General features: G+C 45.8%; 12 protein-coding genes. 9 read left to right on the top strand and 3 right to left on the bottom strand.

The genetic code is table 11. The annotated features are described in order from the left end of the window. The 9 genes from INR79_RS25255 to tnpA all read left to right on the top strand — a co-directional run bounded on the left by INR79_RS25255 (position 1) and on the right by tnpA (position 11,261). The gene (locus INR79_RS25255; protein WP_223097527.1) at positions 1-684 is read left to right on the top strand and encodes an ABC transporter ATP-binding protein; all 684 of its coding nucleotides are present in this window, start codon (positions 1-3) and stop codon (positions 682-684) included. Next, positions 672-1,955 (top strand): ABC transporter permease, encoded by a 1,284-nt coding sequence (locus INR79_RS25250; protein WP_223097526.1) that lies wholly within the window; start codon positions 672-674, stop codon positions 1,953-1,955. The genes INR79_RS25255 and INR79_RS25250 overlap by 13 nt, the downstream gene beginning before the upstream one ends. Continuing rightward, a complete protein-coding gene (locus INR79_RS25245; protein WP_223097524.1) occupies positions 1,948-2,718 on the top strand; it encodes an outer membrane lipoprotein-sorting protein in 771 nt (256 codons plus the stop codon). Before INR79_RS25250 ends, INR79_RS25245 begins: the two co-directional genes overlap by 8 nt. A gap of 1 nt (position 2,719) precedes the next feature. Next, positions 2,720-3,991 carry a hypothetical protein gene (locus INR79_RS25240; protein WP_223097522.1) on the top strand — a complete coding sequence of 424 codons (1,272 nt, stop codon included), beginning with the start codon at positions 2,720-2,722 and terminating at the stop codon, positions 3,989-3,991. After that, positions 3,991-5,043, top strand: a complete 1,053-nt coding sequence (locus INR79_RS25235) for a sensor histidine kinase (protein ID WP_045964546.1) — start codon at positions 3,991-3,993, stop codon at positions 5,041-5,043. The genes INR79_RS25240 and INR79_RS25235 overlap by 1 nt, the downstream gene beginning before the upstream one ends. A 16-nt stretch (positions 5,044-5,059) precedes the next feature. Further along, entirely contained in the window at positions 5,060-5,845 is a 786-nt protein-coding gene (locus tag INR79_RS25230; RefSeq protein ID WP_223097520.1) for a LytR/AlgR family response regulator transcription factor, read from the top strand. A gap of 516 nt (positions 5,846-6,361) precedes the next feature. After that, positions 6,362-7,495, top strand: a complete 1,134-nt coding sequence (locus INR79_RS25225; protein ID WP_045964544.1) for an efflux RND transporter periplasmic adaptor subunit — start codon at positions 6,362-6,364, stop codon at positions 7,493-7,495. Positions 7,496-7,497: 2 nt separating this feature from the next. Next, a complete protein-coding gene (locus tag INR79_RS25220; RefSeq protein WP_223097518.1) occupies positions 7,498-10,650 on the top strand; it encodes an efflux RND transporter permease subunit in 3,153 nt (1,050 codons plus the stop codon). 176 nt (positions 10,651-10,826) lie between these two features. Continuing rightward, the gene (gene tnpA, locus INR79_RS25215) at positions 10,827-11,261 is read left to right on the top strand and encodes an IS200/IS605 family transposase (protein WP_223097517.1); all 435 of its coding nucleotides are present in this window, start codon (positions 10,827-10,829) and stop codon (positions 11,259-11,261) included. Between the two features lie 76 nt (positions 11,262-11,337). Here the strand turns inward: tnpA and INR79_RS25210 are convergent, their stop codons facing one another. From INR79_RS25210 to INR79_RS25200, 3 genes are read right to left on the bottom strand one after another with little or no spacing between them, the layout of a single operon-like run. After that, positions 11,338-12,537, bottom strand: coding sequence for an RNA polymerase sigma factor (locus tag INR79_RS25210; RefSeq protein ID WP_223097516.1), 1,200 nt, complete (start codon positions 12,535-12,537; stop codon positions 11,338-11,340). After that, entirely contained in the window at positions 12,534-12,887 is a 354-nt protein-coding gene (locus INR79_RS25205) for a YciI family protein (RefSeq protein ID WP_004398231.1), read from the bottom strand. Before INR79_RS25205 ends, INR79_RS25210 begins: the two co-directional genes overlap by 4 nt. A 41-nt stretch (positions 12,888-12,928) precedes the next feature. Continuing rightward, positions 12,929-13,438: an SRPBCC family protein gene (locus INR79_RS25200; protein WP_223097515.1), complete on the bottom strand. Its 510-nt coding sequence runs from the start codon at positions 13,436-13,438 to the stop codon at positions 12,929-12,931. Between the last annotated feature and the right edge of the window lie 369 nt (positions 13,439-13,807).

The raw sequence follows: 13,807 nt of genomic DNA, 5'->3' as shown, positions 1-13,807 counted from the left end.
ATGATTGAATTTAATCAAATCAATAAGAGCTATCAGTTGGGGACGATTGACGTTCCCGCTCTGAAAAGCGCAACTGGGACAATAGAAAGAGGGGAGATGGTCGCACTTTGTGGTCCTTCCGGTTCCGGGAAGAGTACTCTGCTAAACGTGCTTGGTCTTCTTGATACTGACTATTCCGGACATGTTCATTTCGAGGGCAAACCGCTGCCCAAAACACCAAAACAAGCTGCGGAAATCAGACGCTACCAGATGGGATTCATTTTTCAGAAGTTCAATCTGGTTCCGGTGATGACCGCGCTGGAAAACGTAATGTACCCCTTGAAACTCAACGGTCACAGCCGAGTCCAGCAGCGAGAGATCGCGTTTTCAATGCTGGACAAAGTCGGACTCGGTGAATACGTCCATCACAGACCAGACAATCTTTCAGGGGGACAACAACAGCGAGTGGCCATAGCCCGTGCGCTAGTCAACAAACCCAAACTGATCATCGCCGACGAACCAACAGCGAGTCTGGATAGCGAAAGTGCCACGCTTGTTATCGACATAATGAAGTCGCTGGGGCATGAATTCGGCACCACCTTTGTGATTGCCACTCACGATCACCGAATGGCAGAACGGTGCGATCGCAGTATCGCCCTGTTTGATGGCGTTATTCAAAAGGAGGCTCTGAAATGGGTCAGCTAAATCGAGTTTCATTTATCTCTGCGTATTTTGAAAACCTCAGGTATGCGTTTTTAAACCTGAAGCGCAATTCTCGCCGCAGCGCACTTTCTATCTTAATCATTGCCATTGCTGTTTTCGCCATGGTAAGTGCTGGCGGGTTTGGGCTATTTACTTATCAATCTTTGAAGGAGTCGACGGCTCGTGACACTGGACATCTGACACTAAGTCAGGTCGGGTATTTCGAGCAGGACGAAGACATGCCTTTATCCAACGGGCTTTCTGGCACCAAAGAGCTGGTCAACAAGATCATGGCGATGGACAAGGTTCGTTCGGTACAACCCAGAGTTTATTTCACTGGCTTAATTTCAAACGGCAACAAGTCGACCATTTTTGTTGGTAATGGCGTTAACGAGAAAGAATTCGACATGAAAGGTCCTTTCTTGAATGTGAAAGAAGGCAGAACCCTGACCAGCATGAACTCCAGCCGCTACAACGCTGATGAGCCTCAAGTAATGCTTGCTTATGAACTCGCCAGAAACCTCAAGGTTAGCATCGGAGACTGGGTAACACTGTTAGCCACCACCAGTGAAGGGGCATTAAACGCGCTGGACTTTAAAGTGCATGGCATCTACAGCACAGGTATTCCTGAACTGGATAAGCGCCAGCTATATCTTCATGTTAATTCTGCTCAAGAGCTATTGGTAACAGAAAAAATCAGCACCTTGTCGGTATTCTTGTTCGATACCGAGCAAACCAACCCAATTCAGAACCAAACTCAACAGTTGCTGGATTCTTCTGTACTGGATCAGGAGATACAGATTACACCTTGGCAAGACAGAGCGTTTTTCTACAAGAAAGTGAAAGATCTGTATGACCGAATTTTCGGCATTATGGGACTAATCATGGCGCTGGTGGTATTCGTTGCGCTTTTCAATACCATGACCATGTCTGTCACCGAACGCACAAGAGAAATCGGGACACTTTCTGCGCTTGGCACATACTCTAACGAGATCATTTCTTCATTCATTAAAGAGGCTGGGTTACTTGCGCTTATCGGTAGCCTGATTGGTGTACTTGCCAGTTTGATTGCTTCAGTCTTGCTACTGGTTGTGGAAATTAAAATGCCACCTCCTCCAGGTCACACAGAAGGTTACCCACTACAAATCAACTTCTCTCCAGAACTGGCTGCCTATTCTACATTGGGAGTCGTCGCTATTTGCGTATTGGCGGCTTACTTCTCTGCCAGAAAGGGAGCAAACAAACCCATCACCGAGGCACTTGCATATGTTTAATTGTTCTATTCGTCAGGTATTGAATCTTGTCTTGGCAACAGCAGCACTGCTTAGTGGTCAAGTTGCCGCAAACGACGTGACATCCATGCTGAAAAATGCCGATAACTTCCGTATAGAGGAAGAATCCTCAAAAGTTGTTTCTGTTGTGCACGTTTTCAAAAACGGTGAGAAGGAAAAAACACATCAGTACCACGTTTATACTCGCCCTCAAAGGCAGTCACTGGTGGTGTTTAAATCTCGAGTGGAAGCCGGGCAGAAGATGCTGATGTTGGAAGATAACTACTGGTTGGTTATGCCCAAAAGTCGCCGACCAATTCGAATTACACCCATGCAGAAATTGCTAGGTGAAGCGTCTGTAGGTGATATTTCAACACTGACCTGGAGTGACGATTATCAGGGGGTATTTGAAGGAAAAGAAACCCTGACTACGCTATCGGGTAGCGAGATCCAAACCAACAAACTGCTACTGACTGCCAAGACAAAAGGCGCAAGTTACCATTCTATCGAGCTTTGGTTAGAGCAGGAGTCAGACTTTCCTGTAAAGGCAAATCTAATAATGAAATCGGGCAAACTGGCGAAGGTGGCTTGGTTTACCAAAGGTGAACGTAATAATGAAGATGCCGTAGTCAGCATGACCTTGTTAGATAAAATTCAGCCTAGTAAAAAGACGACCATTGAATATCAGGAGATCTCGTCTTATGAGCTGGAAGACAAGTACTACAACCCTTCATTTTTAGTCAGAAGTAACGTGTCGGAGCTGTAACGTGAAGATAGCAAAACCTTTAATCCTGTCTGTGCTTGTTTCACCGGTGGCGTTATCGTCAGAGCTGTCATCGAACTGGGACTGGATGATAAGTTCAGACACGACTCAGCACCAAGCAACCAATGGTGTGTTTGCTTCAGATGAAGAAAGTATCCAGAGCGTCGATGCGCTTTTAGAAGTGGAGCTGGGTTACCAATCGTTCAACGCGTCTCTGGCTTTGCTAGGAAATGACATCTATCACTCTGACAGCTCGGTAGACCCAGAATCAGACCTGATCATCAGAGAGCTTTTCTGGCAGGGAAGTGTGGATCTCGCTGGTACGACTTTGGATGCAACCGTCGGAAAAATTCGTCAGGATTATGGGGTGGGGTATGGTTATCGTCCGCTGGACGTATTCAATCCTTATCGTCGAAACCCAGTAGGGATTCAGGTTGAAGAAGGGGTAGGCGTAGTCAGCCTGTCCCACTTTGGAGCCGAAGGGGAATGGACGGCGATTGCTACAACGTCTTCGCTGACTCAACAAGAAACCACAGAGATTCAAAAAGCCACGCAACAACATGGGGTAGGCGTTCGTTACTACGGTCTGCGGGGTGACAGCGAATTTCAGGTTATCGGCTATTTTGATGACGTAAGAAAAGGGCTGGTTGGTGCTAGTTGGGTAACTGTTTTCGGTAGCGAATGGGAGTGGCATTCATCGGCAGTGATTCAAAGAAAACATCTTGCTTATCATCAGCCAAATCAGCTTTTGGCACCCGTTGTGCTAGAAACGCAGGGGGCTGCGCAACAAGTCATGACAGGTATAACCTGGAGCAGCTTTTCCGGACACAGCGTCATTGCAGAATACTGGTATGACAGCCGAGCATGGGGGAAAGAAGAATGGGAAGATGCACAGGTTTCAGCGACCTCGCTTAGAGAAACTTATGGTCAGGATCGTCTTGCCGATTCCTACGGACTGGGACTCACAAATGCCAACTTAACTAAACACAACGTCATGTTTCACTGGACATTAGATACTCAAAACTGGCAGGGACAGCACTGGACTGCTGCTCCGGGTTGGTTTGAAAAGCTAACGCCCACAGTGGATTTGATGATAGCGCCCGAAGATGGTGGTGTGATCTCAACACCAAGATTGAGTTTTGAATGGTACGACGATGGGGCGTCCCGCTTTGAAACCGAACTTGCCGCACGTTTTTACAACGGTAAAGATAAATCACTCTATAAAAACCTAAAAACTAACAGTATGATTTTGCTAAATTTTAAAGGAAGATTTTAATGGGACTGGGGTCAGAGCTAGCCAAAAATGAGTGGCTAAAAAGCTTTCTATTCACTTCTTTATTTTGTTTTATCATCGCGATCACCACTTCATTTGTCTGGGAAGCTCCATTTTACACGCACATAGTGATCAGCTTTGGCTTTGGCTACAGCGCGGTTGTCGGTGGCTATCTGGTTACTTTGGTGCTTCCCGAGCTATCACGACGAACAGTCAACTTAGTCGCACTCACCATCTCTATGTTGGGCGGCAGTGTTAACGCACATTTTTGGGTGAGTGATTACCCAAGCTTTGCATCGTACTCCGACATGAAGCCTATCGTGTTATTGGGTTTTATCTTTACGGCGTTTTGCTTTTACTACTTTTATTCGGCAGAACAGAAAGCACAAGCCAGACACGAGTTAGAGAAAGCGCGACGCATTCAGGCTGATCAGGAAAAAGCGCTGGTTTTAAGTGAGCTACAACAATTGCAAAGCCAAATAGAACCCCACTTCCTGTTTAATACTCTCGCAAACATCAACGTGCTTATTGAAAGTGACCCGAATAAAGCTAAGCAAATGCTGTCTCGATTAACGGATCTGCTTAGGGCAACCCTAAGAAAGAACCGCACACAGCTTGTTCCTGTTGATCATGAACTGGATTTGTTGTCCGCCTATTTAGGGATTCAGCAAATACGATTAGGCGAGCTGATGAGTTACAATGTCACTAAAGACGAATTTACCGAATCCTTAATGGTTCCCCCATTTCTGTTGCAACCTTTGGTAGAAAACGCCGTTATTCATGGCTTGGAGCCGAGCCTGAATCGTGGTCACATCGATGTAAAAGTGTTGGATGGAAGAAAGGAAGTCGTCTTGGAGGTCAGAGATAATGGTGTTGGTCTATTGGCAGACAAGTCGTCAGGTGGTCATGGAATAGGGTTGCAGAATATTCGTGCCAGGTTAAAGACCTTGTTTGGGGAAGATGCATCCCTTTCCGTCATCCAGAATGACCCTCAGGGTGTTACCTCTCGCATCTCAATTAACAGGTTGGCATTGGGCTCTCTTCAAAGCAGATAATAAAGGTTTATTAGACATGGCAAAGTATGTAAAAGCGGTAATTGCGGACGATGAACCTTTATTACTTCATCACTTACAACGGCAATTAAACGATGTCTGGCTAGAGTTGGATATTGTCGCTAAAGTCGGTGATGGTAAAAGTGCTTTTGATGCCATCCTGGAGCACGAACCCGACGTCGTTTTTCTTGATATCCGAATGCCGGGGCTAGACGGCATAACACTTGCGAATAAACTAAATAAGCTTCAACACACGCCCCACATTGTGTTTACAACGGCGTATGATGAATACGCCGTAGAAGCCTTTGATAACAATGCCACAGACTACCTGTTGAAACCCATAAACGAAGAGCGTCTGACAAAGGCGGTTGCGAAGGTGCAGCAGAGACTGAATGATCACCAAGCCAGTAGTCAACCTGATTTACAAAAGCTGTTCGAACAACTCTCTCCTGAGAAAACTCAACCTCAAAGCTACCTTCACTGGATAAAAGCATCAATGGGGGACGAGATACACCTCATACCTATCGATGATGTGGTGTATTTCAAATCCGAAGATAAGTACGTCTCTGTTTATTGCCAGAATGGTGAAAGCCATTTGGATGAGTATTTAATCAGAATGTCGTTGAAAGAACTGTTGGAGCAGCTTGACCCCAATCAGTTCTGGCAAATTCACCGTTCGACCATTGTTTCTGTTTCACGAATCAGTAAAGTTAGAAAAGATCTGACCGGAAGAATGTATGTAGTGATAGGTCAGAAAGAGCTTCCTGTCAGCCGCGCCTCTCAGTCTCTGTTCAAAGGAATGTAACCTGCCCAATTCAAAACTTTAGCCATTCCACACCCAGGCTATTAGGTTATCATTTTTATGAATTATTTTATGTTGAACTATATGTAAAATGTAATAGGTAACTACATAAAAATGATGACTTTATCACTTCTTTGTAATTTGCAATAAACTGACACAATTTTATGTGAGATATTTGCAGCACTCTAACAAAAATAACTGTCAATATACGCAAGCTATCTCTTGAACCTTGGTTTAGTGAGAATGCATTGGTTTTCTGGCGAAACATCACTTTGAAGATCCTACGGGGCTGAATCAAAAACTGAAAACGCGTCATGAAAATCATTTCTACTCGCCACTAGGCAATCATATGAGGTAACTTGCGTATATCGCAACGGTTTCGCTGACATCTATTGTGTCACATTTCTTATGTTGGTGATTCCGGCTACGGATAATTGGTTAAAAGTAAAATCATAATCGCGCTAGCAAGGCATTATCCGTTAGACAAAACTCAAAACTCTTCTAAAAAATGGTAGATACATGAAGAAAACATTACTCAGTCTGGCAGTCGCCAGCTCATTAGTATTAGTAGGATGTGGTGAAGCAGAACAAGGAAATCGAAACGCCGTAGCGCCTAATGTGGTGGCTATGGAGTCAACCACCGTCATGCATCAACAGAGTAAAACCTATGTTGGCAGAGTACAAGCCGTTGAAGATGCCAACATTACTGCACAGGTTTCTGGTTATCTGAAAGATCGTCTGTTTATCGAGGGGCAGCTTGTTGAAAAAGGCGATGTTTTATATCAAATCGAACCTTCCTCCTTTGATGCTCAGGTTGCAACCGCCAAAGCCTCATTGGCACAGGCACATGCCTCATTGAAAAAAGCAGAAATGGACTTCAAGCGTGGCAAAAATCTCTTGCCGAAAGGCAACATCTCCAAATCTGAATTTGACACGCTTACAGCGGCGAAATTGAGTGCCGAAGCTCAGGTAGAAGCCGCAGAAGCACAACTCAATCTCGCCAATGTTAACCTGTCTCACACTCAAATTACTGCGCCATTCACAGGAAGAATCAGCAGCAGCAATGTGAGTATTGGTGATCTGGTTTCTCCCTCTTCCGGTCCTTTAACCACCATTGTCAGTTTGGACCCAATTCATACCAGCTTTAACGTGAGTGAGCGGGAAAGACTGGAGTTTGGAATGGATAAAGTGAAAGGTGATGGTGAAGGAGCTGCAAAAGCGCTTGAAGTAGTGATCAAGCTTGAAAATGGCAACGTGTATGAACACAAAGGCAAGTTAGATTTCATCGGTAACCGAATTAATCTGAACACCGGGACAATTGCACTTCGAGCCAGCGTCGCCAACCCAGAACACGCATTATTACCGGGGCAGCATGTTCGCGTTGCCATTCAGGAACAAACACCAGAAGAAGTGGTGGTGATACCAAGGCGCGCTGTTCAGACTGATCTTGAAGGCGACTTCATCATGATTGTTGCCAAAGGCAACATAGCTGAGCGCAGAAACATCACACTAGGAAAGCAGACCGAGCAAGGTGTCATCGTGACAGAAGGGCTTGCTAAGGGAGAGCAGGTTGTTACGCAAGGCTTGCAACGTGTTAGGAATGGAATGCCTGTCAATATTCAAGACTCCGATTCCGCCAACACGGGAGCTTAATCATGCTGAGCCGATTTTTTATTCAGCGCCCTAAATTCGCGCTGGTCATCTCCATCATTCTTACATTGGCAGGGGCAATTTCATTGCTTCTACTGCCGGTTTCTGAGTATCCGGAAATCAGCCCACCTTCTGTTAACGTTACGGCTTACTACACTGGTGCCAGTGCAGAAGTCGTGGAGCAGGCAATCGCCGACCCGATAGAAACCTCCGTTAATGGCGTGGAAGACATGATCTATATGTCTTCGAAGAGTGCCAACGACGGTTCTTACTCGTTAAACGTGACCTTTGATATCGGAACCGATCCAGACATGGCTCAGGTCAACGTTCAAAACCGTGTAACCCAGATCGAATCAAAGTTGCCACCAGAGGTTCGAATGGTGGGTGTCACGGTGAAGAAAAATTCACCTGACCTGTTGATGGTACTGAACTTTTACTCACCTGAGGGTAAGTACAATGATCAGTTCCTGATCAACTACGTGAACCTGAACGTTAAAGACCAGCTTGCTCGTGTTAAAGGCATCAGTAACGTGAGTGTTATCGGTGGCGGTGAGTACGCAATGCGTGTCTGGCTGGATCCGGAAAAACTGGCGTCGCTGAAAATGACGACTTCGGATGTATATGCAGCCCTTGCTGAGCAGAATGTTCAGGTAGCAGCAGGTAACATCGGGGCGGCACCATACGCTAACCCACAGGAAGTGCAGTTTAACCTGGTGACTAAAGGTCGACTAGAGACAGTGGAAGAGTTTGAAGGCGTTATGCTTCGTGCTAACCCAGACGGTTCTGCGGTTTACTTGAAAGATGTCGCTCGTGTAGAACTGGGCAAAAACTTTTACAACGGTACGGGCTTATTCCGTGGTCAGGACGCTTCTATCGTGGTGCTTTCTCTCCAGTCTGGTGCGAATGCTCTTGAGAGTGGTGGTTTGGTGATGGAAAGGCTGGAAGAGCTTTCCAAGACTTTCCCTGAAGGTATGGTGTACGAAACCAGTTACGATACGACACTGTTTGTTGAAGAATCGATTAAAGGCGTAGTCAAAACACTTATTGAAGCCATTCTTTTGGTTATCGCGGTTACTTACCTGTTCCTGGGCAGTGCGCGTGCCACTCTGATTCCGGTTATTGCCATTCCCGTTTCTTTGATTGGTACCTTTGCCATCATGTTGGCAACTGGTTTTACCATTAATACCGTAACTCTGTTTGGTCTGATTCTGGCTATTGGTATCGTGGTAGACGATGCGATTCTGGTTATCGAAAACGTTGATACCATCATGAAACGCGATCCAAGCTTAACGCCAAGGCAAGCGACGCTTAAGGCAATGAAAGAGGTAACCGGGCCTATCATTACCTCAACACTGGTTCTCCTTGCCGTGTTCATTCCAGTGGCAATGCTACCGGGCATCACAGGGATCATGTATCGTCAGTTCGCTTTAACTATCTGTATCTCCGTTGTTATTTCTTCGATTAATGCGCTTACTTTATCGCCTGCTGTGTGTTCTCTGGTGCTTAAGCAAGGCGGAGGCAATACCGCGAAATGGTTTGATGCCTTTAATCGGGTTCTGGATAAAGTTACTAGTCAATATGGTAAGGCAGCGGGTTTTCTGGTTAAGAAAACAATTCTGGCTCTGATTTTCTTTGGTGTCGCAGTGGCGGCGGTTTCGTTCCTTGCGAAAACCACTTCAACAGCATTCGTGCCACAGGAAGATAAAGGCATCATGCTGGTTAACGTCCAGTTACCGGATTCCGCTTCTCTGTCTCGTACCAAAGCGGTAACTGAAAAGCTGATGGATGTCATCAACCAGGAGCCTAGTATCGAAGGTGTGACTGTCGCCAATGGTTATGCCTTTCTGACCGGTGCGGCGGCATCAAATGGTGCTTCACTGTTCGTTAAACTCAAGGATTGGGACTACCGAAACAATCTGGACGGCGATCATTCTTCTTTTGCCGTTACGAATCGTATTAATGCTCGCGCGGCACAGGAAATTCCAGAAGCTGTCGTATTTGCAATGGGAGCACCTGCCGTACCGGGAATGGGAGCAGGCTCTGGCTTTGAATTCGTACTTGAAGATGCGTTAGGTCGAAATCGAAGCGACTTAGCTCAGGTTATGGGCGAAGTCATGGCTAAAGCGAACGCTCAGCCAGAAATTCTGTACACCTACAGTACGTTCCGTGCCAACGTTCCGCACTTCTATCTGGATATTGATCGCCAGAAAGCTAAACAGCTTGGCATTCCTTTGGGCGAAATCTTCCAGACGCTTCAGGGTAACCTCGGTTCCATTTACGTTAACGACTTCACCATGTTTGGTAAGAACTTCCGTGTGACACTTCAGGCAGATGCCGAACACAGAACAGACATGGAAGATCTTGGCAGGTTCCATGTTCGTAGCCAGTCTGGAGACATGATCCCGCTAAGTACTTTGGTGAGTTATGAGCAGGTCTTCGAACCGGATGTGGCTTGGCGTTACAACATGTATCGTTCTGCTGTCATTCAGGGTGAAGCGGCACCGGGTTATTCCAGTGGTGATGCTATTGCAGCAATGGAACGAGTTGCGGCTGAAGTACTGCCTCATGGGTATCAATACGAGTGGACAGGATTGGCGTATCAAGAGAAGTTAGCAGGCAATCAGGCGATCTATGCGTTTGCACTGGCTCTAATCTTCATTTACCTGTTTATGGTGGCACAGTACGAGAGCTGGACGATTCCACTGGCTATCATTCTTGTGGTTCCGGTAGCGACACTGGGCTCGTTTATGGCGCTTAACTTGACGGGCATTCCACTGAACCTGTATGCCCAGATTGGTTTGGTGTTGTTGATAGCCCTCGCAGCGAAGAACGCCATTTTGATTGTAGAGTTCGCGAAATTGGAGCGTGAGAACAAAGAAGTGCCGATCGATGAAGCCGCTGTTCATGGTGGTGAATTGCGATTCCGTGCCGTGAATATGACTTCCTGGTCGTTTATCTTGGGTATTACTCCGCTAATCTTTGCGTCAGGTGCGGGTTACATCAGTCAGAATTCATTGGGTGTGTCACTGGTTGGTGGCTTACTCTGCGTGCTACTGGCGGGTACCTTCCTGATTCCGAGCTTCTATGCCATGGTTCAGCGCAAGCGTGAAAAGTTCCATGGTGGAAGTACTAAGCTGGTGGAACTTAAAGACGAGTAACACTAACAAGCTTTGTAAATTGATATTGCATGCCCCAGTTTATCTGGGGCTTTTTTATTTTTAGCCCTAAACCACCTACTTCAGTAGGTGGTTATCATTCAGTTAGGCTTTGCCTGTAGTTCTACCCATGTTAAATGCTCCCTTGATTTTTAGCGAAGTCAAAGAGGACAAATAACATGAGCAGATACAATCAAGCTTCCCACGTATTTTGGAGATGTCAATATCACATAGTGTGGACACCAAAATATCGATTTAGGATCTTGAAGAACAATGTAGGCAAAGAAGTTTATCGGTGTATAAATGTTTACTGTAATCAACTTGGATGTGAAGTTGTCGAGCTGAACGTCCAGATTGGCCACGTGCACTTAGTAGTAAAAGTTCCACCCAAGCTATCCATATCCAAGTTGATGGGCGTATTGAAAGGCAAAATAGCCTTAAAACTCTTCAGTAAGTTTCCATATTTGAGGAAAAATAAGCTTTGGGGTAACCACTTTTGGCAAAGGGGCTATTTTGTCGATAGTGTAGGAATTAATAAAGAAATCATTCGACGTTATGTAAGACATCAGGAGAAGAAAGAGCGCGTGGAACAGCAACAATTAGCATTGGACTAAACAAAGGCCCCCTTTTAGGGGGCTCACACAAAGCCACCTTCTTTAGAAGGTGGTAATTTACAAGCCTGTTCAGCGATCAGTTTAATCTAATTGAATTTAACTGGTTTTCCAGGAATCGTATGGTTGGCGTATCCGTCGAGAGCGAAATGGCTTTCTGATAACAGTCGGCGGCTTCATTAGGTTGGCAGAGCTTGCGGTAGAATTCAGCTTTCGTTGCCCAAAGAGGCTGGAAACCAGAACCAATTTCAGATTCTAAATCCAGAACAAGATTGAGCCCTTTCTCGTAACCAAAGTGTTTAGCCACTACAACAGAATAAGCCACCTTCGCGCCAACAGAAGGAGCAAACTGAATTAACGCGGGATAAAGCTTACTCAGGGCTTCCCAGTCCGTTATTCCGGAAGACTTTCTAGCCTGATGAACCGACTGAATCGCGGCTTCAATCTGGAAGCGACCAACGCGATTTAACGCATGTGCGTCCTTCAGTTTACGTTGAGCATACAGTGAAAGGCTGTCGTCCCACAGAGTCATGTCTTGCTTTTCAACGGGGACCAAGGTCTGTTCATGAATTCTGGCTAACCGTCGCGCGTGTCCAAAGGCAATCAGAGCAGCAAGCCCTTTGGCTTCCGGATCGTCAGGAACGAAAGAAACAAGAAGGTCCGCCAGATACAATGCCTCTTCACCAAAAGTATCGTTTGGATCTAGCCAGTCGTAGGTGTGTAGAGCATAAATGGCTTCGTATATTGTCTTGCAACGTGAAGGTAACTGAGAAGGATCTGGGACCTGAAAGGGGATGCCAGAGTCACGTACCTTGGCTTTTGCTCTGACGAGGCGTTTTGCCAGCGCAGCAGGGGGATACATAAAGAGTCTGGCGATCACTTTTGCTTCAATTCCCAGAACAGTTTGCAGCATCAGAGGCGTATGTAAATCCGCTGATATGGCTGGGTGAGCACAAACCATCATCAGCTCGAGTCTCTTGTCTGGCAGAGCGGGGGAGTCGGATTCCATGTTCGCTTCCTCTTCAATTTCTGGTTCTTCGGGAAAGCGAACCAATTGACGTTGGCGATCCGTGATCTTGTTTTTGGCGACTGTCATCAACCAGGCTTCTGGGTTGTTCGGGATGCCGTTCTCTTTCCAGTGGCTGAGTGCTTTAGTAAAGGCTTCGGCTAATGCGTCTTCAGCGAGCGCAATGTCATGGGTTCTGGATGACAGATACGCCAGCAGCTTTCCGTATGAAGAACGTGCCGCCATTTCGGCGGCACGATATTCTTTGCTCATAGTGAATCCATTGCTGAGCAGCGAATTTCAACTTTCCCGCGTTTTGCAGCAGGGCACTTCTCAGCCCAAACCATAGCAGCATCCAGATCGGGTACATCGATTACGAAGAACCCTCCAAGCGTTTCACGTGTCTCTGCGAAAGGACCATCTTGCACCTGCTTTGTCCCGTCTTTCAGCGTGACTGTGGTTGCAGTATCAACTGGCTGCAACCAGTCTGTATCGACAAACACTCCTGCTTTTTGCAGTGATTCGATGTAAGCCCCATAAACTTCTTTTTCTGCAATCCAGTCTTCCTGAGTCATGTCTGCTAGATCTGCCGGGTCGGTGTAAAGTAAAAATGTATAGCGCATCGTTTTTCTCCTTAAGTTCGCTAAGTTTTAAATTTGGTGGGTTAAGCAGCTTTCGCTAGGTTATCCAGACCTTTTTCGAAGGTTTTGCCTACCATCTTGTCCATAAACAAACCAAATACTCGAGCAATTGGGTTGTTCCCTAAATCCATTTCCATGCGCCATGTGACGAGTGCACCATTTTCTTTTGGTTCTGCTTTGATGATCTGAGTGGGCTGCCCCATTGCTCCAAGATCAATACTGTACTGAACAGAGTGATTCGTGACAGATGAAACCACCTGGCTGCCTTTGCCATCTTTTTCGTTAAAGTGAAAACCAGAACCGATTCCATTCTCCGGGCCAAAATGTTGAATACTTAAATCTGGGTCAGCCGATTTATATGGATTGAATTTCTGGTATCCCTTGTTTGAAGCAGCCAGATTGATGATGTCTTTGGCTTGCTTAGGCAACATAGATTGTCTTTCGACTTCAATGTGTCTGGGTAACAAAAGAGTTGCCAATGCTAATACTGCCAGTATGCCTACAGCCGCCATTAATATCGTAGTAAGTGTCATGATAATTCTCCTTTAAATGAAAAAGCCCAACTGCTTTTCATTGACATGACGAACAACGATCGGCTCAAAAGACATATTCACAAAAAAAATCTAAAAAATTTTTCTAATGGTGGAAATCAAATGCCATGACCCATTGAAAACAATAGTAAAGCGTAGTTTGAACATTATTCATACGCTTGAACGTTTGCGTGAAAATATGTGATGAAGTTCTCATTTGTGCCGCTATACTTCTCGCTCGGTTATAAGCCGAAGCTGGCACATTCGGCTGTTTTATTGATTTGAACAGGCGATATAGAGGCGTGTTGATCTTTTGTGATTGATACGTTTTGCATAACCAATACAAGCCGTCACAAGGATTGCTAACGAGAG

The organism is Vibrio sp. SCSIO 43132, assembly GCF_019904195.1.
In the GTDB taxonomy this organism is placed as follows: Bacteria; Pseudomonadota; Gammaproteobacteria; order Enterobacterales; family Vibrionaceae; genus Vibrio; species Vibrio nigripulchritudo.
This window is presented reverse-complemented; position numbering and strand designations above follow the sequence as displayed.

What these genes read in the sequence shown, in the direction of transcription:
- INR79_RS25255 (WP_223097527.1), top strand. Translation starts at nt 1, where the DNA reads ATGATTGAATTTAATCAAATCAATAAGAGCTATCAGTTGGGGACGATT.
- INR79_RS25250 (WP_223097526.1), top strand. Translation starts at nt 672, where the DNA reads ATGGGTCAGCTAAATCGAGTTTCATTTATCTCTGCGTATTTTGAAAAC.
- INR79_RS25245 (WP_223097524.1), top strand. Translation starts at nt 1,948, where the DNA reads ATGTTTAATTGTTCTATTCGTCAGGTATTGAATCTTGTCTTGGCAACA.
- INR79_RS25235 (WP_045964546.1), top strand. Translation starts at nt 3,991, where the DNA reads ATGGGACTGGGGTCAGAGCTAGCCAAAAATGAGTGGCTAAAAAGCTTT.
- INR79_RS25230 (WP_223097520.1), top strand. Translation starts at nt 5,060, where the DNA reads ATGGCAAAGTATGTAAAAGCGGTAATTGCGGACGATGAACCTTTATTA.
- INR79_RS25225 (WP_045964544.1), top strand. Translation starts at nt 6,362, where the DNA reads ATGAAGAAAACATTACTCAGTCTGGCAGTCGCCAGCTCATTAGTATTA.
- INR79_RS25220 (WP_223097518.1), top strand. Translation starts at nt 7,498, where the DNA reads ATGCTGAGCCGATTTTTTATTCAGCGCCCTAAATTCGCGCTGGTCATC.
- tnpA (WP_223097517.1), top strand. Translation starts at nt 10,827, where the DNA reads ATGAGCAGATACAATCAAGCTTCCCACGTATTTTGGAGATGTCAATAT.
- INR79_RS25210 (WP_223097516.1), bottom strand. Translation starts at nt 12,537, where the DNA reads ATGAGCAAAGAATATCGTGCCGCCGAAATGGCGGCACGTTCTTCATAC.
- INR79_RS25205 (WP_004398231.1), bottom strand. Translation starts at nt 12,887, where the DNA reads ATGCGCTATACATTTTTACTTTACACCGACCCGGCAGATCTAGCAGAC.
- INR79_RS25200 (WP_223097515.1), bottom strand. Translation starts at nt 13,438, where the DNA reads ATGACACTTACTACGATATTAATGGCGGCTGTAGGCATACTGGCAGTA.